Genomic DNA, 25,044 nt, shown 5'->3' on the forward strand with positions numbered 1-25,044 from the left:
TTTAAATTATTAGTAATCTATTTCCGACAAATCATGTATCTTGCCTTCTTTATCTCTAAGTTGAAGATCAAGAGTTTTATTGTCTTTTGTTATATAACCTTTCATTTGTGCAGGATTTCCCATCCACAAAGTATTTTTAGGAATATTTTTTGTCACAACACTCCCAGCTCCTATCATAGCATGACTACCAATTGTAAGCCCTGGAAGAATAACTGAACCAGCCCCAATTGATGCTCCATTACATACCTTTGTTTTTAATAATTGCCAATCCTTGTTTTTAGAACGTGGATACATATCATTGGTAAACGTACAATTGGCTCCAATCATAACATTATCTTCCAATTCAATGCCATCCCATAACTGAACACCGCATTTTATAGTACAATTATTACCTATTACAACGTCATTTTCTACTAAGCAATGAGAGCAAATGTTACAATTTTCTCCTATTTTCGCTTTGGCAAAAATGACACAATATTGCCAAACATTTGTTGAATCTGGAATATTAAGTGATTTACAATCAGAAAGTGGGTGTATCATAATGAATCTCTAAATTTTAAAAAGTCATCATAATTACGAATATAATCCTCTACCTTATATACATCAGAAGCTAAAACCATGCAAACTGCTCCTGAAGAAAAATCTCCTAAATCTCTCCACATTCCTGGTTTTACATATAAACCTTGATATGGTCGATTGAGGAAAAAAGTTCTCTTACATTTACCATCATTAAGTGTTACGGTAAAAGAGCCTGAAGCAGCTATAATTAATTGACTCAAATCTCTATGCGCGTGAGATCCGCGTTCTTCACCACCAGGAACATCATACAGATAATACACCCTTTTAACATCGAAAGGAAGAGTATCACCATTTTGTACTACAGTAAGGTTGCCCTTACTTTCAGAATGATGCCTATCCAATTCTATTATTGAACAATCAAAAACATTATATTTTTCCATCCTTCTTTAATTTTATGTAGTCATTAAAATCTTCTACGTAATCATTTCTATCATATTTAGTTGAAGCAAATTCAAGAGCAAGAGAATTAGTAGAAAAGTTTTCTATATCTCGCCAAAGTCCTTTTGGAATATATAACCCATAGTAAGAACGATTCAGAGAGAATACTTTTTTCTCTTTACCATCACTAACAACAACATCAAATGCACCAGACATTGCTACAATAAATTCCTCCGTTTTCTTAAAAGCATGACCTCCACGATTCTCGCCACCTGGAACATCATAGATCCAATAAACTCTTTGGATTTTGAAAGGAATTTGGTCAAATTCTTGAACAAATGATAGGCTCCCTCGTGGGTCATTGAAACGAGGAAGTTCTATTAATTTCACATCATTTATTGTCATATCTTAAATCTTAATAATTTACAACTTGTATATTATATAATTTGAACTTTATAAACAAAGTCAAGATTTTAAAAAACTTAGAGTATCATTATACTTTTCAAACTTATATGTATTTCAGTATAGGAAAGCGCGAACAAAAGCGATCTATGATAAATTGTATTAATATTGAAATCAAACCAATAACAATCATTTGAATCATCAGTAATAGAATATGATTCATGTCGGTAATATTCAAATGCCATAAAAAATCTGATACTAAAATCATGATTGGATAATGAATACACATTAAACGCATTGAGCTATTTCCTATTTTTGCCAAAACACCAATAAATATATTCTTTTCAAATTGCCTACAAATGTAAGATAAAATAAATGTATAAAATACTCCTATGATATAACTCAATATAAGGCTAATATATCGGAAACTACCATATTCCCTTATGCTGAGATTAATATTTTTATTTATACATATTAATAATCCGTAAATTAATAGAACAACAAAAAATATACCTTTTCGCTTTTCGAGAAAAAAATATTCTTTAAATAAAGCTCCAAACAAGATACATAAGGCAAAGTATATCGCTATATCTAAACTCCAAGGCAACAAATACGTTTGGCTGGACAAACCTAACTGTATCATGAGAATAAGGATGAAAAAAAACAATCTTTTTTCTTTTGCAATCCGTTCCTTTATACATAATACCATATAAGCCGAAAACATAGCTGGCAAAAACCATAATGGTTGGGTTCCTATAGGTAAAATTTTAAAATCGCAATTAGGATAGGCTTCTAGAGAATAACAACCATACAACAAACCGCATATTCCTTTAAGAAAATTTTGCCCCCCCCATTAAGGTGAAGAACAATAATGTTAATAGTCCATAAGTAAAATACGGCAGTAAAAGTCTTATAGCTTTTTTTCGACAAAAACTAATAGAATTCAAACTTGACCTATAAGTGAATCCAGCAGCTATAAAAAATAATTGGATATAACCTGCTATAAAGAAATTCACAAATGGTAATTGACAGTTTGAATGACTTACAATAACTAGGAGAATTCCTATTCCTTTTAAAGCATCCAACCATACTATACGTGAATTCTCTTTAGAGTTTACCATTTTCTTTTCTTCTAAAAAATATTTGAATTTAAACATTAATAACCATTAGGGTTTTGCTTTTGCCAATTCCAACTATCACGACACATGTCTTCAATCCCATATTTTGCTACCCAATTTAATTCTTCTTTGGCTTTCATTGGATTGCAATAACAAGTTGCTATATCACCAGGTCTACGAGATTTAATAGAATATCTTATAGTTACACCATTTGCTTTTTCAAAAGCTTTTATAACGTCTAATACTGAATAACCATGACCTGTTCCAAGATTGTATATAGCCAAACCACATTTACGCTCTATAGCCCTTAATGCACATACATGACCTGCGGCTAAATCGCAAACATGAATATAATCTCGCACTCCTGTTCCATCTGGTGTATCATAATCGTTACCAAAAACGCCGAGTTCCTCGCGTTTACCAACTGCTACCTGCGTTATATATGGCATTAAGTTATTGGGAATACCATTAGGATCTTCACCTATCAAACCGCTTTTATGCGCTCCTATTGGATTAAAATATCTTAGTAATACTATATTCCAGGTTTTATCTGCTTTCTGAACATCTATCAAAACTTCTTCAAGCATGGATTTTGTTTGTCCATAAGGATTTGTACAATGCCCCTTTGGACACTCCTCTGTTATTGGAATAACTGCGGGATCTCCATATACAGTCGCAGAAGAAGAAAATATAATATTCTTACAATCATGATGACGCATTACATCTAATAGAATAAATGTACCAGTCATATTATTATGGTAATATTCTAATGGTTTTGATACAGATTCACCTACAGATTTAAGACCAGCATAATGAATTACTGCATCAAATTTATTTTCATTAAAAACCTTATTTAATGCAGACTTATCTAATATGTCTATATTGTAAAACTTGATTTTTTTTCCTATCAATACTGAAACACGTTTTAAAGCTTCTGGTTTTGAATTTGAAAAATTATCTACTACTACAACGCTGTGACCAGCCTTGTCTAATTCTATTATAGTATGAGTACCGATATAGCCGGCACCACCACATAAAAGTATATTCATAACTTTATATCGTTTTTTAAATGTTTTATTCTACCGTTACACTCTTTGCCAGATTCCTTGGCATATCTACATTCAAGCCTCTGTAAAGGGCCACATAATAAGCAAGTATCTGCAGGGGAACGACGCTGAGAAGAGGGACTAAAGTATTGAGGGTCTGCGGTACTTCTATCACAGAATCGGCTATCGCCTTGACTTGTTTGTCGCCTTCGGTAACAATAGCCAGGATGCGTCCGTTGCGGGATTTTACTTCCTGCATATTGCTGATAATTTTCTCATACAACTGGTGATGTGTGGCAAGGAAGACGATCGGCATATCGGTATCTACCAAGGCTATCGGACCATGCTTCATCTCGGCTGCAGGATAGCCCTCGGCATGGATATAGCTGATTTCCTTTAGCTTCAAGGCTCCCTCTAAGGCTACGGGATAGTTGAATCCTCGACCGAGATAGAGGAAATTATGTGCATAGGTGAACACCTTAGCCTGTCGGGATATCGATGATGTCTGCTCCAACACTTTCTCCATCTTGCCGGGTATCTCTGCCAACTCGGCGATGGTCTCTACATAGTCTTTATCGGAAAGGGTGCCAAGCTCGTGACCTAACGCCAAGGCAAAGAGGGTAAGGACGGTGACCTGACCAGTGAAGGCCTTGGTACTCGCTACTCCTATCTCGGGGCCAACATGAATATAGATACCTGTATCTGTCTCTCGGGCGATGGATGATCCTACGCCATTGACGATGCCGAAGATCAATGCTCCATGCTGCTTGGCTAATTTAATGGCTGCCAAGGTGTCGGCAGTCTCGCCACTCTGGCTTATGGCTATCACGACATCATTGGATTCAATGACGGGTTCGCCATAACGGAACTCGCTGGCATATTCTACCTCTACTCGCTTGCGACACATCTTCTCTATGAGCTGCTTGCCGATGAGGGCTGCATGCCAACTGGTTCCGCATGCCACGATGATGATATGCTTGGCTGACATGAGTCGGTCTTTATAGTCTGTAAGGGCTGACAACACGATGTGGTTGTTGGACGGATTGTCCTTATCCGCAAACAGGCGGCCACTCATACAGTCTTTCAGGCACTGGGGCTGGTCGTAGATCTCTTTCAGCATGAAATGGTCGAAGCCTCCCTTGCTGAGTTTGGAGATGTCGAGGTCTACGGTCTTAATGGCATAATTGCATAACTTATGGTTGAGATTGATCATCTCTATATCCTTGCCGATTCTGATTTCTGCTATCTGACCGTCTTCGAGATAGACTACCTGGTCGGTATATTCTACGATAGGAGTGGCATCACTGGCGATATAGAAATCTTGCTTGTCGGCTCCTACTCCTACCACCAATGGACTTGACTGGCGGGCTGCCACAATGTGAGTGGGGTTCTTGCATTCGATGACTGCTATGGCATAGGCACCCACGACATCTTTCAGTGACTGGCAAACGGCTGATACCAAATCCTTACCATTCTGCTGATAGTATGAGTCTATCAACTGTACCAGCACCTCGGTATCTGTTGTGCTCTTGAACTGATAACCGCGTGCTATGAGTTGTTCTTTCAGCACCTGGTAGTTCTCGATGATGCCATTATGTACCAAAGCCAAGTCACCACTCATACTGACATGGGGATGTGCATTTTCGGCTGATGGTTCGCCATGTGTTGCCCATCGGGTGTGGGCTATACCGATATGGCCTCCGCAGTCTTTGTCTGCTGCGAGTTCTTCCAAATTTGCTACCTTGCCCTTTGTCTTATAGACATTGAGTTTGTCCTCTCCATTGACGAGTGCTACTCCGGCACTGTCATATCCTCTATATTCGAGTTTCTTCAGTCCTGCTATCAGGACTGGATATGCTTCGTTTTGTCCTATATATCCTACTATTCCACACATATATTTATGGTTATTATTCGGTATCACCTCATATTACATATCCGTATATAAGGCTTAGCCCTCCACCAGCTAATGCCAGTGGAGGTTATACCATAACTTGACTAAAATTTAATTTCATTTTTTATTATTCTTCATCATCCCAAAACTCGAGAAAAAGAGTATAAAGTTTATCCTCTGACATTGCCTTTATACTTTCCAACACATAAATAAGTTAGACTTCATACCCTTTTACCATGTCGCAGATTAGAGACTCTGTTTCATTGTTATCTAATGGTATCTCTAGAATATCTAAGTTCTCACCGATTACGACCTCGGTGAACTTTGGCTTGCAGCTTATTTGCTTCTTTTCTTGTACTATATGAATATTTAAATTGACGATACAAAGGTAAAAGAATACTTACATTACAACTATTCTAGATTCAAGTTTTGTTCTTCAGCATTAATAACTCTGTGATAATGTGGGAAATTATGAACTTGCGTTATTGCATATTTTAATTTTACACTACCATCAATCTCTGTTATTTCTGTGATTTGGATATTACAAGTTATAATGTCTCCTTTGCTAAAAGCAATGTCTCTTCTCCCAATCAACTCCAAGAATCCCAAATCATTCATTTTCATTGAACGAACCTTACCTTCATAACGTACCTTCCATTGTACAGACTTTGCTTCCAAAGTTGGCGATACAATTTCAAGTCGCACATTTGATATGTTTTGAATAACCACATCTCCTTCAATATCTGTTATTCTATTAGCGAGCTGATTTTTGTCTATCTGCACTGACACCTCTTGGTTATCCTCATCTCTATACTTTAATGACAAATTAGAAATTTTTTCTGAGTTTATAACAGTTTTTGCTATTTTATTTACAGAATCTCTAACCTTTTTATTACAATCAAATTCTGTTCTATCTATCGAAACTTGTTCATTTGGCAGTTGGATACTCATTTGATTATTATCTGTTGTCAAATACCAAACTATCAAACTACCTATAACTGTAGATAATACAGGACACAATATGTGTTCAGAAAATTTATCAATACTAAATGGTATTCTAAAGCTTCCATGTTCAAACCCTAATACTTGTACTGTTACTTTATCAAAGCCACATGAATAGGTTTTATTTAAAGTTTCATTTATCGAAAGAGTAACTCCTTGGAAACCATCAAGAATTGAAATCAATTCGTCTATAGGAACTAAACTGTCCTCTATTCCCAATGTTAATTGTATTTGTTCAAAACTTCTCATATCAAGTAAATGTAAGCACTCAATTGCTTCCAACCCCTTATAAACAGGGGCTGGAGAGCCATTGATTATTTTTGTTTTAACTTTTTTTTGTTTGGATTTAGCCTTTACTCTTATAGTATTTTGCTAAAATCTGGGTAAGAACCACAGCAAAGCGTTTTTTCTCATGTCTATCACCTATTTTGACTTTTTCATCATAATAACTTTCAAAGAACTCCTTTTTCAATTCTGTAGGCATCATACCTTTTTGCCCTAACCATTGCTATATAGAATCAAGTATTTTCTCTATAGATACCCTTTTCAATTTGGCAGCATATCGAACAATAGAATCCACTATTTTCTTATACGCATCTACATCTAATTCCATAACAACCTCTTTAGAAATTCCATGATTGATTGTTGCCTCTTTTAAAAAGGTTTCTGCACCAAAGAATTCTGTTCCTGGGAAATCTGATTGCAAATTAAAGATAACCTGCAATATATAGTCACCCAAAGACGGCTTGGGAAGTTTTCGATACCTCTGCATCCGTACCATCTCCAAAATAGCGAATCTACCAAATAGATATCCGCCAAATAATGGCGAGCGTGGAACCAACAGGCCTGACCATCTTTTTAAAGCTGGATTTTGACTTTTTAGGACGTGGCATAATCATTACTAAATTATTCATCCTTCATCATCTTCTCGTACTCTTCTTTCCTCTTCTTCATAGACGACTCAAACATGATGAGATCCGCCCTACCTATAGTAGTATACATCAGATAATGAGGAACTACCTTCGAAAAATCATATTTCAATCCTTCCACCTTCTCACCACCCTTGAGTTTTCTGTATAGCTCTGCCCTATTCTCAAAAGACATTGATAACATGTTTACCTTACCTAACAGCATCGGATCCATTGACTCTGGACTTTTCTTTTGAGCATTTTCCACTAGTGGTGTCATGATAAACGACGTCCTTAGTATATGAGAAATAAAGGCTAACCAGTTTCGGTGTATATCCTGCCGTGCAGCTTGATTCAGTTGATTCAGAATACGTATATACAGCGTTGATGATTCCATAACATCCAAAGGCAGATAAGAAGAAGTCACTGCAGATGCGCCCACTTCAAGAAGTGCATTGGCTACAGTATTTACATCATTATAACATGGAGCTGTATTGCATGCAGAGATAAACACCAGCCTGGCTGATATTCCTCTTGTAGAAATGTCTTTGGGATACACCTTATCATCGCCCATGTATATAAAACTTTGATGATTTCTAAGATCCGTTCCGCCATGAGTATCAATAATCAACAAGTCCGGCTTATGCTGCTTAACAGCCTTTTCAAACTCATCTATACTCTGACAAACAACAGTTTTAGCACCTAATGTCTGGGCGCAGATATCTGCTTTGTCTTGCCATTTCTTAAACGCATCTTCCCTACAACCATACACCACAAGAGTTTTCGACAAAATATCCTCAGGTATTCTGTAAATATTTGAAAACCTTGCTATACCATAGTGAGTCAACATCCCTGAAGATGGTGTTTCTGGCATACGGCAAACATCGTGTGTAAAGCCAAGTGGAACTCCATTCACTTCCATCCACTCTATCGGGAGGTCTGTCATGGCTACTATCTGTGCAGGCATCTTTTCCAGCATCTTTGCCGTTTTAGGGGCCAACAGCTTTTGCGCCATCGTCTCTCCAACTTTATGGATGGCTTTATTGTATGCCATGCGGTCTTTAGAATAGGCCAACTGCATATTGTTCTTTGCACTTACAAACGACAATTCCGTATTGAGACTTTTACAAAGTAAAGGCAATCGTAAATAGGGAGAAAAACGGAATGAGCAATGCAAATTCGCCACAATGTCTAGAAAGTCCAGTCTACTTACATGAAAGAGACGGATAAAGTCGTCTATTTTTCGAAGATCATTCTCTACATTTCCTACTTTGACATCATAGCAATAGTTGGGCGTCTGTTCCATTTCTACCACCTTGTCTATTGATTGAAGTGGTTTCTCGCTCTTAGCCATCATCTTAAACAAATCCCTTACATCCTTCGTAGTATATGGTGCAGCAATAACAATTGGCGGATAGTTCTGATCAGGGAATCCTATAGTTTTGCCAGAAGCCGTTTTAAAAGCATCCTGACATAATCCATAAAGCTGACTTAATATATCAACAGCTTTTTCTTGCCTCTTCCATCCATACATGTCCGCCAGAGCCTCTTGCGTTTTTTTGATCTGAATCTCTTTTTCTTTGTGACTATTGACATAAGAACCTATACCCCAGTTTCCCAAGGCAGATGCCAAAGTAAAGAAAGTGATGTTTGCTGGCCTAAAATATGGGAATTCAACACTACCACCACAAAGAGGCACACAAAGCGGAGTTTCAATGTCTTTCATCAACGGTTGCGCATACTCAAATAAGTAATCCCAGAACTCCTCAGCGGATGTCACAACCCTCGGCATGATAAATATCTCCTTCTTTTTCTCATCAAGCCAGAAAAGGCAGTTTTTAGTACAGACTCTCGACAGACTAATATTCATCTCAATGAGTTCATCATCGTTATCGGTGCAGATAAGAAACACATTCAACCCTTTAGAAAGCACCATACTGAATGATGGCTCTTCTATAGAATCATTAAATATGAAATCTACTTCCAATCCGCTTTTTTCCCCAGATAGCATCACACGCTGCAAATAGTCGCAACCATGCAGATAATGATACACATTATGAGGCAAACTCGTCAAATAGTGAAGTAAGTTATGCCTCATACATAAAGGCGGGAGCGTAGCTATCGGATTAGGATCCGTCCTCCTACCCAACATCACAAAATAGTGAATAATGCCATATGTGAGGGCTGTATTTATCATTATATTGTTGATTTTTGTAAGCGGTCACTTTAGGTACGTTAAGCCTTAATTTGAGTGCTTAACGAAAGATATAGCCTATGAGAGCTCCTATTGCAAAGGCTACAAAGAGAGAGAGTGACAATATGGTCATTGAAATATTCATAATGTAAACAGAGAATACACTACATCACCATGAAGTGTTGCCAGTACAAAAGAAAAAGCATGCTGTTCGCTATTTGCTCTTAATTTCAATTGATATTGTAAGCATAATAATGAAAATAATTAATGGTTAAAATCATTACGTGTCAAAGTCTCATCACCATACATACAAAGTGCTTCTCTGTTAGCAATAAGTATTGATTGCAAAATAATATTATCATTTCTTGAGCAGTTTTCAATTTGCGTATTATAATAAGTAATAGCCAGTTTGAGAGCTTCCTTTAAATTTATATTATCATTTAAGAAGGCAAATAAACAAGCTTGATCGCAATTCATTATAACGTTTGCATAATCCGGATCGCACAAGACTTGTGATTCTTCTTTAAATCCGACAAAAGCCAAGCAACCATCATCTACCAACTGTTTTCCTATATCCCTTGCAGTCAAACAAGCTGTAGAATAAACAAATGTATCCTTAAAATGCAGAGTATTCTCCTTGGTTATGTAAGACTTTCCATTTGCCATAAATGCAAAAGGGTTACCATGAGTATAAACTGCACATATACATTTATTATTTATATTTGACATTATCTGATTAACATTAGACATTGTGCAAATTTCGGAGCCAACCTCTTTTAGAACACAAACATCGTCTAACGACCCTATATTATTAATTAGACTATTTTTACTATCTTGAAAATACGTACCTAATTTTTTGTCTTTTTCGTCAGTAAAGCTAATTACATCTATCATTTTTCCTTATATCTTTAGTCAAACTATCAACTGCAACTTGCAATATCTGCTTTTCTAATTTAAGTCCCAACGGTGTTCTATTTCTTATTCGAACTAAAACATCATTTAAGGACAACACTCCATCAGAAGTTGCCATATATGGTTTGCTGCGAAATTCACTATTGTGACTCTTAACCCATTGCTCTAAGACGCAATCCAATTCAGAAACCCATTTATTTTGAATTTTTGCAACGAGTTCCTCTGCTTTCCTTAAATCATCATTTTTTATAAAATACAATTTATCAGAATTAATCATTGCTTCTAACTCCGAATTTTCCATTTGATTAAGAGAATTTGCAGACATCATGACAATACTTACAAGAGATGTTTTTTCACGAATTCTTTTCAATCCATCAACACCTTGCAGTCCCATATTAAACTTGCAATCTAAAAATATTATCATTTTCTCCTCCAAATGTTCAAAGATGAAACCCAAAGCATATTCTACTGTTCTATAGGAAACAACATCTGCATTCAACACTTTTCTCTTCATCCACATAATGAATGGATCAGTTGGTTTCATATTGTCATCAACGATAATTATATAGAAATCTTTTTCCATTATTTTTTATTTTTAAAAGGCAACTCAACACGAATTGTCGTACCAATATTTCCAAATTCACTATCTACTACCTTAACATTTCCTTTTAAAGCTTGCACTCTTGATTTTACTATATACAAGCCAACTCCAGCTCCACCCATATTTTCTGTAGTTGTATTGTATAAACCAAAGACCCAATCCCATTTTTCTTTTGGAATTCCAATTCCTGTATCTGAAACTTCAATAACAAGATTATTTCTTTCTATAAAAGATGTACACTTTATTATTTTAAGTTCCGTATTTGTCAAAGCCTTAATAGAGTTGTCTATTATATTAAGCAAGATATCTTTTATAAATAATTTATTGCATTTAATCATTAAATTATTCGTAAATTGACATTCAAGCTTTATGCCTTTAGAGGCAAGCTTTAACTTATAGCCAGAAACTATACTATCAAACAATGCTTTTGAATCAAAATCCTCAAATGCTAGATTTGACTGAGAATAACTAAGCATATAATCAACAACCCTATTTAGGGTATTCATCTCCTCATAAATATCTTTGGCATATTCTTTAAACAACTCATCGTCTTCTGGATTTGGAAAAAACTCATAAAAATATAAAGTCATTCGCTCTATTCGTGCCAAAGATGTCCTAACAGCATGTGTCACTTGAATAGCATATTCTTGCATTGACATAATGCTCAAATACATATTCTCTTTGTGCTTAAACTCTGTCTGCTCTTTGCTCTGCGCCTTCTGTAATTTTCTTAATTTTCCTTCAACCTTTGTTGCTTTGATATATAATGGCGACAAAACTTTTTCCAACTGCGGTTGTTGTTTTATTGCAGCATCAATTTCACTAACAAATTCATTGACTCCTGCGGAAACATCTTCCATTCTACGTGAAGATTCATTCTGTTCCTTTTTCTTAAGATATCTTTTATATTGAGAAATAGAATCTAATTGAACTAAGATAAAATTCTTCAATTCACGATATTCTGGAGTATCAACAAAATCTTGTCTATTTGTAGCATCAATTATTTTAGGATTACCATCCTTCGTTATTTCCACAAAGCCAATGATTTCTCGCGTACTTACCTTATAAAACAAGTCTTGCCATCTATTTTTCTCTATGCCTAAAATGTCTCTTTGCTTATCCACCTCTGACTCAGCCTCTGCAAATGGTGTTGTTATAAGTCCATCTCTATAGATTTTAATACCGTCAATATGACTATAGCGGTATGTTCGGTTATACACTTTTCTTGCATTGCCATCAAAGTAAAACAAGCTCATCTTAATTCCGCCAAAGGATTTTAACGAAACTCTCTGAACTACCAACTTCTCTGATTTCTCATCAAAAAGAAAACTTTCTTGATAAGCATCAGTAAAGGACAAATGACCAGAAAGAGTCGCAAGTTTATCTTCACCTATATTCAAGCATCGATCAGTTTCGTTATCAATACCATACTCATCAGCATAAACCTGAATCAAAAAAGGATATATTTGAGGATAATATGGAGATGTTATTCGAGAAGATTCACGTAGAAAACGTTCAACATCACTCTTGGTCCACGCTTCTCGAATATGGGAAATCGTAATTTGGGTTCCAGAAATGCTATCATCATCACATGATTGATACTGAAATTTATTATCAACATCAGTAAACAACAAATCTTGCTCTCCTTCTGCCATAGTTTGGTCCTCATATTTTGTCCAATCTATTGTTACTGTAAGCCATTGTTTCTCTCCCTTTTTCTTTGTCTTGATTGTTATATAATCTCCTAGCTTATCAACGGCAAAACGCCCAATTCCTTTTTCACCGACACATCTTCTTGAATATGGTGATGGAGAAATCTTGTTTCTACGCTTACTTGATGTTCCAATTACCATCCATTTATCACGGACATCCTCAAAAGACATGCCATATCCATCATCGTCTATGACAATAGAACTAACGCCTTTACTATCAGGACTAACATTATTAAAATGTACAGACACCACGTTTGCATTGGCATCATAGCAATTCTTCACTAATTCAAATAAGGCAGTTACTCTATCAGTAATAAGATCACGACCAATCAAACGAAAGGCGCTGATGTCAAATTTCCACCTAAGTGTTCCCGTATCCATCATATCAATAATATATGCTTAAATGTTCCAATATACTTTGTGCTACCACCTCACCTAACACAGGAGGTACTGCATTACCTATATATCTAGAAGCTTTTACCAATGAAACTTTTTTTTCATCTTCAAAAAATCTATAAGACATAGGAAACGTTTGCAACAATGCAGCTTCTCTAGCAGAAATAGCCCTATTTTGTTCAGGGTGTCCAAAACGACCATTACCATAGCCTGTACATTGGGTTGTCATCGTAGGACTTGGCTCATCCCATTTCATTCTTCCATATACACTTCCAAAACTTCGTCCAGATTCTGACTTATGGCATTGAAGCTTTAAGTTCTCAGGCCATTCCTTCCAGCTTCCACCTTCTCTTGTCGCTTGAATACGACGTAGATTCAAAGGAGTTAACGCCGAAGATTGATGTAAATGATCTTGAAGGTTCATCCCCCCAGCCACTATAGGTGGAAGTTCTGCTATCGTTTGTCTTACAGTTTTATAATCCTTAGGATTCGTTATTATTGGCGGAATCAATTTAATTTCACCCAAACGAGAGGCAAGAAGAACCAGTCTCTTCCTTGTTTGAGGAATTCCATATTGAGGACAAAAGACTATATTGACGGATACATGATAACCCTTGCTCTCTAATAATGCCACAAAATCACCCAAGACATCTTTCAACTTGAATGCTTTTATAGCAGGTACATTCTCCATCGTAACAATATCAGGTTTTACTTCGGATACCAGTCTTCCAAACTCATACAACAAGTCATACTTGTTTGCATCTTTTTCTTTATTCTTAAATGCATAAGATGAAAAAGGTTGACATGGAGCACAACCAGCCAAGATTCTCACAGAATTCTCATGATAAAGCGAAGTTATATCTTTTTTAGTTACCTCTTTGACATCCTTATAAAAGAAAGGTGCCTCATTGTTATACTCATAAGCGAAGCGACAGGTTTTATCCAAGTCGAAACCACCCTGAATATGAAAACCTTTCGATTTCATACCATAGCTTAATCCACCAATTCCACAGAATAAATCTACCACATCTATTTCTGTATATGGTTTTCTTTTTCGCCCCCTACGCATTACTTTACGATTTTAATAGAACTAATCAATCTTGTCATATTGGTTTCCCTATCTTTTGGGGTATAACCTAACTTAACACATAAGCTTTCTATTTTTGCACAAAATAAATCTGCATTAAGTTTTGTCATGGAAACATTACCGTCTTCATCTACAATTGAAGTTTGCCATGTCACTGTATCATTCAATGGCTTTTCTGGTCTAAAATCAGAGATATTGATGATCTTATGATCAGCTTTTGTAATCCAAGCAGCTCCTATTTCCGCCATAGTTCCAAAAGAACCCTTAATATGCTCACTTGTAATAAAGATGACATATATCTTCTGATCAGAGTAACTATTAACAAAGAAATCTCTTAGATAGTCAAATATAGGCACATCTTCAGGTATTCTTGACACTGAATCATCACAATTTGAATAAATTATCTCTTTTGCAGGAACACCATTAAATAATAAAAAATTATAAACCAGATCAGACAAAGATTTATCTGCACTTGTCTGACTAATCAATAATTTCTTTTTGGCAGAATCAACTTTCTTTTTTATACCAAAATCAGGAATATTATCATTGATTGCCTGATCTACAACTTCATGCACTTCTTGTGCGGTATATTGAGAATTCAGTTTAATTTTATCTGAAATAGCATTACCAGTTTTTCGTCTAAAATTATCAATAGCTCTTTTAAGAGTCTCCTCTTTTTTCTTCTGTTCATTCAATTGTTTTTTTTGAACAGAAGCATTTTTAAGTGCTGCATAAGTAGCCCTTTTATTAATGATTGCAGGCAATAATATCTTTCGAACATACTCTATAACTGCTTCATATCTTATGTCATCGCTTTTATACCCCTGCCTATTACTTAAGGCCATATCTGGCAATTCAGAAAGTTCAAACAAATCTACATACAACTGACCAACAATGAAGGATTCAATCAAGGAGTTTTTACCAACTTTTGGCAATATATTAAACTCACCCATTTTCTTGTGAGCATACAAAGATATAAAATTATCTGGGAAATCAGACGTATCTTTCTTTCTACCTTTAGTTGTCTCATAGGCTCCAATCCAGCCATTTATTATAAGTTCATATGTTTTAAATTCACCTTGCGAATTTTTCATCCGAAGTGGAATTTTATGACTATCTCTAACATCTATAAGAAAATCTTTCTTTTCCGCATAAGAGACCTTAACTTTTTTTGCTAATTCCTTAAATCCATCACCTAGAGTAATAATAGAGCATAAGCTCTTGGCAAAAACCTCATCTAAACGTTCTATAATGTCATCCTTGCCATTAGTATTCACTATATGGATTCTAAAATCCTTGTCTATCAAAGGGAATATGTTAACTATATTTCTTTTTATTGCATCATTGGTTTTATGAAGATGATATTCAGGATTCTTCATAATAATAGCAGTACCATGATTTTCAACCTTTTTGAAGACAACATTCTGCTCACTTATTGCTTGTAGCGTTCCTCCTTCATGGGGGTGACGAGATAAAACAAAACCCGATTTTTCACCATCTGAAATGGTCAAAATATCGACATTCTCCGATACCGATAGTGCAGCAAGCTTACCAATTCCTTTGCGACCCATTTTTTGCCTTCCAAGTTCTGTCAAAGAATCTGTTGCATTGGTTCTCGAAAGTTTTGCTACACCCAAATATTTTGCAATACCACCTTTACTATATGACATACCATGACCATCATCTTCAACACGAATGGCATTAGGTTCAGAGATTATATAGACATTGTGGGCATCAGCATCATAAGCATTGGCTATCAACTCTGCTAACACATAGTAAATATTGGTATACAAATTAGGACCCAATAGCTCTAATATTCTTGGATCTATCTCTATTTTATACTTTTTCGTTTCCATACTTCAATACTCAAACATTTTAATAACACTACATCTAGTTTTTCCCAGATACAGCGTCACCATAAAATTACACGAATAATCCAGAAGTCAAAATCACTTCACTTCATACATCTTAACTCCAGTAAATATCACTGCCATCAAAGGCTTTACCATTAACCATAGAATTATTATATGTACATATAGTAAAAATCCATAGCCGTACCATTGGTGACTTCCACAAAGATATACTAGTGAAACGATTATAGGTATAAGCACTGTGAGATTTCCAGCATCATAATAACGACTCAAGATATATCTCGCTTCATCCCATTTTCTTGTGTAGCTGCGTTTGATAATCTCAACTCGTTTATTTTCAAAAAACAGTTGGATAACATACAGCAATAAACTAGCAATTAAGAGTGCAACAAAAGTACCTGAACTATTCCTGAAAAGTTTCAGCGAAAGTATATCCCTGAAAATAAAGTCATTCAAATATGTCTTCGTTAATTCCAAGAATAATACAATAACGATAGATGCAAATATTGATCGAATCAATATGGATATCCAATTACCCTCAAAGCTTACCTTATGTTTAAAAGCAGAATCAGAGAAATGACGAGGAAGCTTTTCCGCTTCTTCCTCTAATGATATAGCCAAATCATTTTTGCGCAAATTTTTCATCATACTATACTTCTCTACTAAAGGTTTGAGCTTTTCATTTCCAAACTCCGATAAGGAATTATAATAAATCATAACAAGTTCATACTCTGAAAGTTGAGCCCTTAATATGGAAGTATAGTAATATTTCTCCTCTATTGTAATCAAATCCGATCCATCTATAAACTTCAATATTCGATAAAAATACCTAAAATAATGATCTAGAAGACCATCCATAATCTTCTCAAAGGCACTTATACCATTATCTTTGATACTATCTCTAAGCGTTTTACCTTCTACCTTACGTTCCATGAAGAGATACCGAAATATTATACGACCCTTTATATTTTCAGAATTTTGAGATAACTTGCCATCCCCTGATTCTGTTCCATATAAATTAACCAATAAACTATCAACATGATCAGCATCATTATCTTCTTTCTCTAAAGTCAAACCCTCAATTATATCCTCAAATGTTTGACTCATATTAAAGAAGGTATTCTCAAATTGTGTTTTTTGATCTGCTATGCGATTTCTTCTATCATTGTTGATCTGCCAAATGATGGTAAGAATCACACCTCCAAAAGCGAGGCCTGAGAATAAAGCATTGATAAGGCCTGCACTATCACCTAACTGACCGGTTTTTTCTAAGCCACCTTTAAAATCACCAGAATATTTAATAATTTCTGGCAACTCAGCAATATAAATGTAATAGCATCCAAAGATAAGAACGAATACTATTATTGCTATATATGTAATGGAATAATTATCCTTCTTCATGATACAATTTATTTAAAATGATTTTCATATTTCACCATAAATGGAACCTTACGCAATTCTTCCATTATCAAATATTCTTTTTCTGATTCACAATAAATACTATCACAAAAGCGACTCCACAAGTCATAAAGGTTCACATCATTGAGATCGTCCTTAGTAAACTGTGGCGCTCCTGGCAGAAGTGGTTTTTCACCATTATTAGTCAAATATTTAATATTATCAACTAAATCATCAGAAGGATTGTATGAGTAATTAAGTTCAACAGCTTTCTGATATACCTTATCTGATAGTTTTGCTAACTTCTTTGCCAGGAAATCATTCGTATCACCAATTTTCTTATATGCACTAATCTTTTCTGCGATTTCTTCAGAAGCCTTTTCTGACTGTCTAAAAGAGAATCCAAACACTCCGTCTTTTTTATTGAAATCTTCGTTAGGCTTCAATCTTAACAAGAACTGTTTATTATAAAAGGTTCGAGGAAAGACTTGAAGACCTAGAGTGAACAATCCTGGTATTTGCCCAAAAGGCTTGTCCATTACATAAAAATAAACAACACCAATACCGTCCTTTACAGGTACATATTTATTATCTTCATATTTATGAGTAGCATAAAACAATGCAATATCTATAGAGGATGTCAGATTTAAGAAAGGAGAATCCAAATGATAAGCAGATGCAATTCCGTATGGATTTTCCATTCTTATCTTTGTATTACTCTTTGGTAAATCTATACCATTCTTAAGCATAGCATAAAGTGGAAAAGACTCTATAAGTAATTTAAACTGCTCTAACTTGACATTTCTTTCAAGCATATTGTTATGAGTAGGAGCTTTGAAATATGCAAGAACAAACTGTTTCGAATTAAATTCAGAATTTCCATAGAACAAAAGACCCTGATGAGTGATATTGGGCTTTAACACGGTCATTCCATCAGAAAGTTGAGTCAACAAGTATTTATCTTCTGCTCCATCAACTATACTTTCGGAAGGCATCAAATGCTTAACAGGGAAGCGGTCTTGAAATATATTCAAAATTCTTCTGAGTTCCAATGCATCTGGAAGCTTTTGCGAATCAGTATTTTTGTAAATCATCTTCTGGTAATTATTTAAGAGATAACAGAATTGTCACAAGAACAAATCAATTTCAAATATGTACCTCTAGGTGGTATCGAACCACATTCCTTACTATATTATAGCTATAAAGGGAAATCATCTCATGCTCAAAAGCCTGGGCTGTCTTGTTGTGAATGAACAGATAACCCCAGGGCATTCCTTCTATAGCTGGATCCGATTTGTCATCAGCCCCAGTAACGTGGATGCCCTTTGGTAAGCGGTAGCTTACGTCGGCTGTAGAAGGTGAATTCAAGCAATCCTGCGTCATATTCGCTTTCTACTTTATGTCTTTTGCTGCAACCATACCCGATGGTTGTCGTAGCTTTGTCGTTTTTTTTATAATGTGCATCATCTGAATTGTATTTATGGGTTTTTATTTGGCACGCAGCCTATGCACATGACTTTTACTTTCGTCGCACTTTTTTTATGAAAAGTGTGATTTTATTGCAAAAATACTAATTTATGTTGGATTACGTATAAGATTTTATCTTTTTTCTATTTATAATTTAAAAATATGGTGTTTTTTAGGAAATAGGGCTTAAAAAAGGCTTTCGAAAAACCTCTCTTAATGCTAAGGAGGTTTTTCGAAAGCCTAAAAGTAGTTTCTTGACATTCGAAAAAATAAAAGTAATTTTTTGAACCTTCGAAAAACTACAAGTACTTCCTTGAATCTTAAGAGATCTTCGAAAACCCACCAGTCCTCCCTTGAACCTTAAGAGTCTTTCGAAAACCCACCAGTCCTCCCTTACCCTTAAGGGAGGGTCCACCTCTCATCTCGGTCTTCTCCCCTCAGGGAAGAAGAGGAAACCGCCCTACTCGGTGCTCAAACCGCTTCGCTATATGGTTGGCGGACCATCAGAGGTCTACGCCAGCAGCGGAGCTGCGGTTTTTTGTGCGGGGATGAACCCGCTTTCACTCAAGGATTTGCTAAAGGGCTGCTTGCTGCTTTGGGACAGCCTTGATAGGTGATGATAATACTTTTTATTCGACTTTGGACAGGATTGACTCTGGAGAGGTTCCCATCAGGGCTATGGCGGAAATCTTGTGACCACCATTGGCATTTAATGAATGACCACAATGATAGAGGCTATCATCTATAATGAGCCAACGATCATGAGACTCGTTACGCCATTACCAACAGATATTATAACATCTAAATTATAATAATCAAACCGATATGTTTTGCCGTCTGAGGCAGTGCAGGCAAATTTTGCCCAAACTGAATCTTTCTGCAATTCTCCTTCTTTTTTTGATAAAGCGGGCTGCACTCGGCAATTTGAAAGTGAACTTTCATTGCGCTCATTTGCACCGCTTTTTCCCATTAAAGAAGGGTCTTTCGAAAACCCACCAGTGCTTCCTTGAACCTTAAGAGATCTTCGAAAACCTACCCGTCCTTCCTTACCCTTAAGGAAGGCTCCACCTCTCATCTCGGTCTTCTCCCCTCAGGGAAGAAGAGGAAACCGCTCCTCTCAATAGTCTTTACGACCCCTTCGGTTCCCCTTGTAGGGGACAGAAACGTCGCTCGTAACCATTTCATTCTAAGGTTGGCGGACCATCAGAGGTCTTCGCCAGCAGCGGAGCTGCAGTTTTTTGTGCGGGGATAAACCCGCTTTCACTCAAGGATTTGCTAAGGGGCTGCTTGCAGCTTTGAGATCACATTGTTGATACACCTACAGTATTACACCAAGACTGACAGTCCGCACTATAATACAAGCAGTGATACCTATCAGTTTTTTGGAAAAAGTTATTTTGGTTCCTCAAAGCCTATAGCTCTGCACTTATCAAAACTCGAATGAAGAATATTGCATTATTAACCTATACTTGGTTTATGGCTAAACATTTCTATTGTTTCTCCAAATTCTGCCAATACTTTACCAAGGTTAGGATTGTCATTTCTGATGATTACAGCAGCAACATTGTCTATTCCATATTCATCTACCAAAATAAGGTGCACACCTATTAATCTTCACTAAATCTAATTGCTTCATTATTACAACACACAAAATGATTCTGCTTCCTTACCTGTTCTGCGACGATAGTCCTCACGCATACGCTTCTCCATTTGCGCTATGTATTCAGCCTTTCGCTCCCTCGAAGCCTTGAAACGACGCATAAAATCTGCTTTTTTTTCTTCTATGTTCATATTTAACCTCCTTATAATTAAACTTTGCATACAAAGATATACTTTTTCTGTGATACTTCCAAATGTTTTTGGGAAAAAGTTATTTTCCTCAATGCAAGCTAAAGGTACTTTTGCTCTGCTGTCATCAATTTGCTCAGAACGAATGCTTATGGGATAACTTCTTTAACTCCCCATAAAGATAACTTCTGAACATTCGGAATCATCTATCCCAGACTTGAGTCATCAGGCGGCGGAAGGCGGCCAGATAGCCGCCTTCGAACAGGGGATCGTCGCCGGGATTGGCTGCCTGGTTGTCGGCCTCCAAGGCGTCGAGGATTTCGCAGATTTTCTCAAATTTCTGGCGGTCCGTCGATACGGTCTTGAGGGTATGACGGGTGAGCAGATAGGCCTGGGCCAACTCTAAAACTTTTCCGTCTTAGACTCGCTTAATTGTCTTCGGACGGACATGGTCTTCCTTACGTCGCCTATCGAATCCGGGCTTTTCTGCGTGCAAAACATGCCCAAAAAAGGCGTTAAGATTTGTAAAATGCTTGATGTAAGCCATAATTTTTGTTAATTTTATACTCTACATGTAGAACATATAGATTTTGGTTATTTATGTATTTAATTTTATCTTTGTCATCGGTTACAATCTACCTGTCTAAGCATACTTCCTATTGGAAAACTCCCTATATAAAGAGCGTTCACCTTTCGGACTTTTGCTGCACCAAGGGTTCACCGTTTGACGCTATTTGTGACATCTCCGTGAATACCTGTGAAGGGTGGGTTCACGCCCCGAAACCCGTCTGTTTATCGGACTTCCGACGCTGATGTGAAGGGTGAACCCTCGTTTCTTACTTTCACACGCATACGCGAAAGAAATTAAATAAAGAAAGAAATTTAACTATATGGGTAATGCCATAAAACATATAAAAAAGAATGAATATATTAAAAAAGGCGTTCACAACGTCACGCGATGGTTTCATGCCATCTGTCTTCTCTCAGCTCGACTCTAAGATGAGCCGCCCACTAAGCTGCCGTCAGGAGCTGGAGGATCTGATTTTGCGCAACCACGAACTGGCTGCCATCACTGAGTCGTATCGAAAGGCTCTGGCCGTGAGTAAGCAACTTGCCGACAGCAAGGTAAAACCGCTGTCGACTGGCATCTGTTTCGCCGCACAGTTGGACGGCAGGGGCAGACTGCTGGAAAACGTGATGGGCGAAGTGGGATGCCTGGGACTCGACTACGACCATTTGTCCTCTGAGACCATGGGGATTCTCTTCGAACTCATCAGACATTCTCCACACGTCCTCATCGCCTACCGCACCATCAGCGGCAATGGGCTGCGCATCATCGTGGGCTATCAGCGACCCGAGGGATGCGAACTGTCTTTCGTGGAACTGCACCAGGCGATGCTGCAGAAGGCGATGGCGCTGTTCGACTCCCTGCTGGGCATCAAGGCCGACCGGCAGTGCGTGGACTTCCTACGGCTGTCGGGACTCGCCCACGACGAACAGGCTTTCTTCAACTGGGATGCTGAACCGATAGTCCTCACCGACAAGGAACTGGCTAAGTTCACCTCCTCCCTGCTGCGCAAGAAGAACAGCAAGAAGCAGGCTGCCGAGCGCTCCAAGGTAGCCAGGGGAAGCAAAGCCAATGGCATCAAACTGTCGGCGGAGAAACCTACCATGGAGGAGGTGAAGATGCACGTCATGGAAACGCTCCACAACTGGGGGCTCGTCTTCGAGCCGCACCGCCACAACGAGTATGTGATGTACTTCGGAAGCATCTGCAACCGCTATGGCATCGAATTCAGGGAGGCTCTCGACTATGCCGAAGCTCATTTCTCTCACGAATATCCCGACACGGCTGCCGTCATCAAGTCGTGCTACAAGAAGACAGAGCGGTTCGGCTCCTGGCACTATTTCAGAGAGGGCGAGTCGTATCGCGGGCAAACTTCCGTGAAGTATATCAAGCAGTGGCTCTCGATGAGATACCAGATACAGCGCAACTTGGTGACCGGCAGACACGAGATAATGAGCCGCATGGCGGGAAATCCTAAGTTCCTGAAGTGGGTGAACCTGGATGACAACATCCTCAACTCGATCTGGGTGAAGATGGAGGAAGAGGGCATGAACATCAACATGCAGAAGCTCATCTCTGTCATACACAGCGATTTTGCCGTGCAGTGCGACCCTGTGGAGGACTACCTCCGGTCGCTGCCGCCATGGGACGGCAAACGCGACTACATCGGCGAACTGGCTGACCGCATACGCATCATCCCTCATCAGGGCTACCACCACGACCAGGCCACCTTCAAGAAATACTTCTGCAAGTGGATCGTGGCGATGGTGGTGGGATGGGTCACTCCGGAGGTGGTCAACCAGGTGATGCTCATCCTGGTGGGAAAGGGCGGCATCTACAAGAGCACGTTCTTCAACTACCTGTTGCCGCCGCAGCTCCGCGACTACTACCTCAACGAGTCGGCGGCGATATACACCGACAAGGACTTCATGGAGGCTTTCTCATGCAAGATCCTGATGTGCCTCGACGAGTTCGACACCGCTTTCGGCAAGAACCTCAATGCCTTCAAGAGCAACATGACCAAACTGCATTTCTCCATCCGAAGGCCCTACGACCGATTCCGCAGCGACCTGGACCATCGTGCCACAGTGGCGGGTACCACCAACAACCAGCAGATCATCACCGACCCGGAGAACCGACGCTACTCGCCCTGGATTGCGGAGAGCATCGTGAGCCCGAGAGACGAGCCGTTGGACTATGTGGGTATCTACTCCCAGTGCGTGGCTCTTGGCAAGGAGGTGAAGGAGCGGAAAATGCGTGGCGAGGATGGATGGGTGTATTGGCTCACCCAGGAGGACATCGCCGAAATGCAACAGCACAACTTGCTCTTCATGGTGCCCAACTATGCTGAGGAGCAAATCAAGCGTTTCTATCGTGTTCCGACTCCCGACACGTCTGAGCGGTTTATCAAGTTCCGCTATACCGCCGAGATTGTGGAGCGCATCTGCACCAACCCTGTCATGCGGAAGAACTTTGAATACCAGAGCATCGGCAGCATCATGTCAAGGCTGGGATTCCCCAAGGCTCATCGCCGCAAGGGCAACGGATGGTTTGTCGTCGAGAAGGAGGGGGCCGAGATCAACACCGAAGCCTTCTATTGTGCGAGCGACAAGATGGAACAGGAAGCCAGCCAATGACTTACAGAGATTTCCCGGTAAGTCACTGAGCTTTCTCTGTGACTTATTGAGACATGACAAACATTATATCGCTAACGAAGAAATAAAACATCTATCATGAAGAAAGACTACATCAGCAAGCACGACCTCGCCCACGAATTTTTCCCTGATGCCGAGCGCCACGTGGCTGTCAACCACCTGATGCGCTGGATCAACCGCTGCCCTCCCCTCGTTGAGAAGCTGCGGGCCTGTGGCTATCGCACCAAGAAACGGTACTTTTCGCCCGCCCAGCGCGAGATTATTTACGATTTTATAGGTGATCCATAATTTTTTTGCACTTTTTTTCGGCCTATGCCCATTAGCGTATAGTTGACTCACAAAAATGTCGTATCTTTGCATCGTCATTCAGAGAGAGTGACTTAGCGAAACATCGGGACGAGCGCGCAGACCTTTGTCGCTAAATATTATTAACTTTTATAACTTAACACCATGATTCTCTACAATTTAAAGAAAAACAAGAACAAGAAGATGCCGAATGCGTACGGCAAATACTACGCATACCCTGTAGTAACTCAAACCATCGGAATGGACGGTCTTGCCACCCACATGTCGGGCCACAACACGCCTTTCTCGCCCGGTGCCATCAAGGGCATGCTCACCGACATGGTGATCTGCGTCAGGGAACTTGCCCTGCAAGGCATCGCCGTGAAGATCGACAACCTGGCGATTTTCTCCATCGGCATCAAGAACAAGCTGGGTGCCGACACCGAGAAGGACTTCTCCATCACCAAGAACATCGAGGGCGTGAAGCTCCGTGCCCGTGCCACTGGCGAGTTGATGAGCGACAAGCTCAACCTCGATGCTACCTTGAAGAAGGCTACTGCGCTCACTGGTGACGGCACCACCGACAAGGTCTCTCCTTCTACTCCGTCGGGCGGCGGTACCTCTCAGGGTGGCGGTAGCACTCCATCTGGTGGCGGCGGTACCTCTCAGGGCGGCGACACCCCATCTGCTGGAGGCGACAATCCCGGAGGCGGCGAGGGAGAATAACCATCGCCCGACTTTCAGAAGTTAAATTAGAGGGGAGTTAAGACAACAGTCTTTTTGGCGT

At 38.6% G+C, this 25,044-nt stretch carries 25 protein-coding genes; 3 read left to right on the forward strand and 22 right to left on the reverse strand.

Features of this window, described 5'->3' with window-relative positions:
* Positions 1-9: 9 nt before the first annotated feature.
* The 22 genes from F7D20_RS11970 to F7D20_RS12070 form a co-directional block, all read right to left on the reverse strand.
* Positions 10-540, reverse strand: coding sequence for an acyltransferase (locus tag F7D20_RS11970; protein ID WP_158464243.1), 531 nt, complete (start codon positions 538-540; stop codon positions 10-12).
* Positions 537-959, reverse strand: a complete 423-nt coding sequence (locus F7D20_RS11975; RefSeq protein WP_158464244.1) for a sugar 3,4-ketoisomerase — start codon at positions 957-959, stop codon at positions 537-539. The genes F7D20_RS11970 and F7D20_RS11975 overlap by 4 nt, the downstream gene beginning before the upstream one ends.
* Positions 946-1,362: a sugar 3,4-ketoisomerase gene (locus tag F7D20_RS11980; RefSeq protein WP_158464245.1), complete on the reverse strand. Its 417-nt coding sequence runs from the start codon at positions 1,360-1,362 to the stop codon at positions 946-948. The genes F7D20_RS11975 and F7D20_RS11980 overlap by 14 nt, the downstream gene beginning before the upstream one ends.
* Positions 1,363-1,465: 103 nt before the next feature.
* Entirely contained in the window at positions 1,466-2,176 is a 711-nt protein-coding gene (locus F7D20_RS13250; protein WP_158464246.1) for an acyltransferase family protein, read from the reverse strand.
* Between the two features lie 13 nt (positions 2,177-2,189).
* Complete coding sequence (locus F7D20_RS13105; protein ID WP_228114187.1) at positions 2,190-2,480, reverse strand: acyltransferase family protein; 291 nt, start codon at positions 2,478-2,480, stop codon at positions 2,190-2,192.
* 35 nt (positions 2,481-2,515) lie between these two features.
* Positions 2,516-3,526, reverse strand: coding sequence for a UDP-glucose 4-epimerase GalE (galE, locus tag F7D20_RS11990; RefSeq protein ID WP_158464247.1), 1,011 nt, complete (start codon positions 3,524-3,526; stop codon positions 2,516-2,518).
* A gap of 25 nt (positions 3,527-3,551) precedes the next feature.
* On the reverse strand, positions 3,552-5,417 hold the full coding sequence (gene glmS / locus F7D20_RS11995) for a glutamine--fructose-6-phosphate transaminase (isomerizing) (RefSeq protein WP_158464248.1): 1,866 nt from the start codon (positions 5,415-5,417) through the stop codon (positions 3,552-3,554).
* A gap of 408 nt (positions 5,418-5,825) precedes the next feature.
* On the reverse strand, positions 5,826-6,698 hold the full coding sequence (locus F7D20_RS12000; protein WP_158464249.1) for a hypothetical protein: 873 nt from the start codon (positions 6,696-6,698) through the stop codon (positions 5,826-5,828).
* A gap of 64 nt (positions 6,699-6,762) precedes the next feature.
* Complete coding sequence (locus F7D20_RS12005) at positions 6,763-6,903, reverse strand: hypothetical protein (protein ID WP_158464250.1); 141 nt, start codon at positions 6,901-6,903, stop codon at positions 6,763-6,765.
* A 21-nt stretch (positions 6,904-6,924) separates the two neighbouring features.
* A complete protein-coding gene (locus F7D20_RS12010; protein WP_158464251.1) occupies positions 6,925-7,155 on the reverse strand; it encodes a hypothetical protein in 231 nt (76 codons plus the stop codon).
* A gap of 167 nt (positions 7,156-7,322) precedes the next feature.
* Positions 7,323-9,311, reverse strand: a complete 1,989-nt coding sequence (locus F7D20_RS12015; RefSeq protein ID WP_194253563.1) for a CHAT domain-containing protein — start codon at positions 9,309-9,311, stop codon at positions 7,323-7,325.
* A gap of 471 nt (positions 9,312-9,782) precedes the next feature.
* A complete protein-coding gene (locus F7D20_RS12020) occupies positions 9,783-10,412 on the reverse strand; it encodes a hypothetical protein (RefSeq protein ID WP_158464253.1) in 630 nt (209 codons plus the stop codon).
* Positions 10,396-11,013 (reverse strand): hypothetical protein, encoded by a 618-nt coding sequence (locus F7D20_RS12025; RefSeq protein WP_158464254.1) that lies wholly within the window; start codon positions 11,011-11,013, stop codon positions 10,396-10,398. The genes F7D20_RS12020 and F7D20_RS12025 overlap by 17 nt, the downstream gene beginning before the upstream one ends.
* Positions 11,013-13,127 (reverse strand): sensor histidine kinase, encoded by a 2,115-nt coding sequence (locus tag F7D20_RS12030; RefSeq protein ID WP_158464255.1) that lies wholly within the window; start codon positions 13,125-13,127, stop codon positions 11,013-11,015. Before F7D20_RS12030 ends, F7D20_RS12025 begins: the two co-directional genes overlap by 1 nt.
* Position 13,128: 1 nt before the next feature.
* Positions 13,129-14,208 carry a DNA cytosine methyltransferase gene (locus F7D20_RS12035; protein WP_158464256.1) on the reverse strand — a complete coding sequence of 360 codons (1,080 nt, stop codon included), beginning with the start codon at positions 14,206-14,208 and terminating at the stop codon, positions 13,129-13,131.
* Entirely contained in the window at positions 14,208-16,082 is a 1,875-nt protein-coding gene (locus F7D20_RS12040; protein WP_158464257.1) for an ATP-binding protein, read from the reverse strand. Before F7D20_RS12040 ends, F7D20_RS12035 begins: the two co-directional genes overlap by 1 nt.
* A gap of 93 nt (positions 16,083-16,175) precedes the next feature.
* Entirely contained in the window at positions 16,176-17,498 is a 1,323-nt protein-coding gene (locus tag F7D20_RS12045) for a putative phage abortive infection protein (protein WP_158464258.1), read from the reverse strand.
* An 8-nt stretch (positions 17,499-17,506) separates the two neighbouring features.
* Positions 17,507-18,589: a hypothetical protein gene (locus F7D20_RS12050; protein ID WP_158464259.1), complete on the reverse strand. Its 1,083-nt coding sequence runs from the start codon at positions 18,587-18,589 to the stop codon at positions 17,507-17,509.
* A 52-nt stretch (positions 18,590-18,641) separates the two neighbouring features.
* Complete coding sequence (locus tag F7D20_RS12055; protein ID WP_158464260.1) at positions 18,642-18,878, reverse strand: hypothetical protein; 237 nt, start codon at positions 18,876-18,878, stop codon at positions 18,642-18,644.
* An 826-nt stretch (positions 18,879-19,704) separates the two neighbouring features.
* A complete protein-coding gene (locus tag F7D20_RS13295) occupies positions 19,705-19,932 on the reverse strand; it encodes a hypothetical protein (protein ID WP_437182672.1) in 228 nt (75 codons plus the stop codon).
* 668 nt (positions 19,933-20,600) lie between these two features.
* On the reverse strand, positions 20,601-20,753 hold the full coding sequence (locus tag F7D20_RS12065; protein WP_144152593.1) for an ABC transporter ATP-binding protein: 153 nt from the start codon (positions 20,751-20,753) through the stop codon (positions 20,601-20,603).
* A gap of 199 nt (positions 20,754-20,952) precedes the next feature.
* On the reverse strand, positions 20,953-21,150 hold the full coding sequence (locus tag F7D20_RS12070; protein WP_158464261.1) for a hypothetical protein: 198 nt from the start codon (positions 21,148-21,150) through the stop codon (positions 20,953-20,955).
* Positions 21,151-21,671: 521 nt separating this feature from the next.
* Between F7D20_RS12070 and F7D20_RS12075 the strand changes: the two genes are divergently transcribed.
* From F7D20_RS12075 to F7D20_RS12085, 3 genes are all read left to right on the forward strand, one after another.
* Positions 21,672-23,954 (forward strand): VapE domain-containing protein, encoded by a 2,283-nt coding sequence (locus F7D20_RS12075; protein WP_158464262.1) that lies wholly within the window; start codon positions 21,672-21,674, stop codon positions 23,952-23,954.
* Positions 23,955-24,050: 96 nt separating this feature from the next.
* Complete coding sequence (locus F7D20_RS12080; protein ID WP_158464263.1) at positions 24,051-24,260, forward strand: DUF4248 domain-containing protein; 210 nt, start codon at positions 24,051-24,053, stop codon at positions 24,258-24,260.
* Positions 24,261-24,422: 162 nt separating this feature from the next.
* Complete coding sequence (locus F7D20_RS12085; RefSeq protein WP_158464264.1) at positions 24,423-24,983, forward strand: DNA-binding protein; 561 nt, start codon at positions 24,423-24,425, stop codon at positions 24,981-24,983.
* Positions 24,984-25,044: the final 61 nt, after the last annotated feature.

It is taken from the genome of Segatella copri (assembly GCF_009495355.1).
Lineage (GTDB): Bacteria > Bacteroidota > Bacteroidia > Bacteroidales > Bacteroidaceae > Prevotella.

Bases quoted from the DNA above. Each gene is read 5' to 3' on its own strand.
- F7D20_RS11970 (WP_158464243.1), bottom strand. From the start codon at position 540: ATGATACACCCACTTTCTGATTGTAAATCACTTAATATTCCAGATTCA.
- F7D20_RS11975 (WP_158464244.1), bottom strand. From the start codon at position 959: ATGGAAAAATATAATGTTTTTGATTGTTCAATAATAGAATTGGATAGG.
- F7D20_RS11980 (WP_158464245.1), bottom strand. From the start codon at position 1,362: ATGACAATAAATGATGTGAAATTAATAGAACTTCCTCGTTTCAATGAC.
- F7D20_RS13105 (WP_228114187.1), bottom strand. From the start codon at position 2,480: ATGGTAAACTCTAAAGAGAATTCACGTATAGTATGGTTGGATGCTTTA.
- galE (WP_158464247.1), bottom strand. From the start codon at position 3,526: ATGAATATACTTTTATGTGGTGGTGCCGGCTATATCGGTACTCATACT.
- glmS (WP_158464248.1), bottom strand. From the start codon at position 5,417: ATGTGTGGAATAGTAGGATATATAGGACAAAACGAAGCATATCCAGTC.
- F7D20_RS12005 (WP_158464250.1), bottom strand. From the start codon at position 6,903: ATGATGCCTACAGAATTGAAAAAGGAGTTCTTTGAAAGTTATTATGAT.
- F7D20_RS12020 (WP_158464253.1), bottom strand. From the start codon at position 10,412: ATGATAGATGTAATTAGCTTTACTGACGAAAAAGACAAAAAATTAGGT.
- F7D20_RS12025 (WP_158464254.1), bottom strand. From the start codon at position 11,013: ATGGAAAAAGATTTCTATATAATTATCGTTGATGACAATATGAAACCA.
- F7D20_RS12030 (WP_158464255.1), bottom strand. From the start codon at position 13,127: ATGATGGATACGGGAACACTTAGGTGGAAATTTGACATCAGCGCCTTT.
- F7D20_RS12035 (WP_158464256.1), bottom strand. From the start codon at position 14,208: ATGCGTAGGGGGCGAAAAAGAAAACCATATACAGAAATAGATGTGGTA.
- F7D20_RS12040 (WP_158464257.1), bottom strand. From the start codon at position 16,082: ATGGAAACGAAAAAGTATAAAATAGAGATAGATCCAAGAATATTAGAG.
- F7D20_RS12045 (WP_158464258.1), bottom strand. From the start codon at position 17,498: ATGAAGAAGGATAATTATTCCATTACATATATAGCAATAATAGTATTC.
- F7D20_RS12050 (WP_158464259.1), bottom strand. From the start codon at position 18,589: ATGATTTACAAAAATACTGATTCGCAAAAGCTTCCAGATGCATTGGAA.
- F7D20_RS12055 (WP_158464260.1), bottom strand. From the start codon at position 18,878: ATGACGCAGGATTGCTTGAATTCACCTTCTACAGCCGACGTAAGCTAC.
- F7D20_RS13295 (WP_437182672.1), bottom strand. From the start codon at position 19,932: ATGGGAAAAAGCGGTGCAAATGAGCGCAATGAAAGTTCACTTTCAAAT.
- F7D20_RS12065 (WP_144152593.1), bottom strand. From the start codon at position 20,753: ATGAACATAGAAGAAAAAAAAGCAGATTTTATGCGTCGTTTCAAGGCT.
- F7D20_RS12075 (WP_158464262.1), top strand. From the start codon at position 21,672: ATGAATATATTAAAAAAGGCGTTCACAACGTCACGCGATGGTTTCATG.
- F7D20_RS12080 (WP_158464263.1), top strand. From the start codon at position 24,051: ATGAAGAAAGACTACATCAGCAAGCACGACCTCGCCCACGAATTTTTC.
- F7D20_RS12085 (WP_158464264.1), top strand. From the start codon at position 24,423: ATGATTCTCTACAATTTAAAGAAAAACAAGAACAAGAAGATGCCGAAT.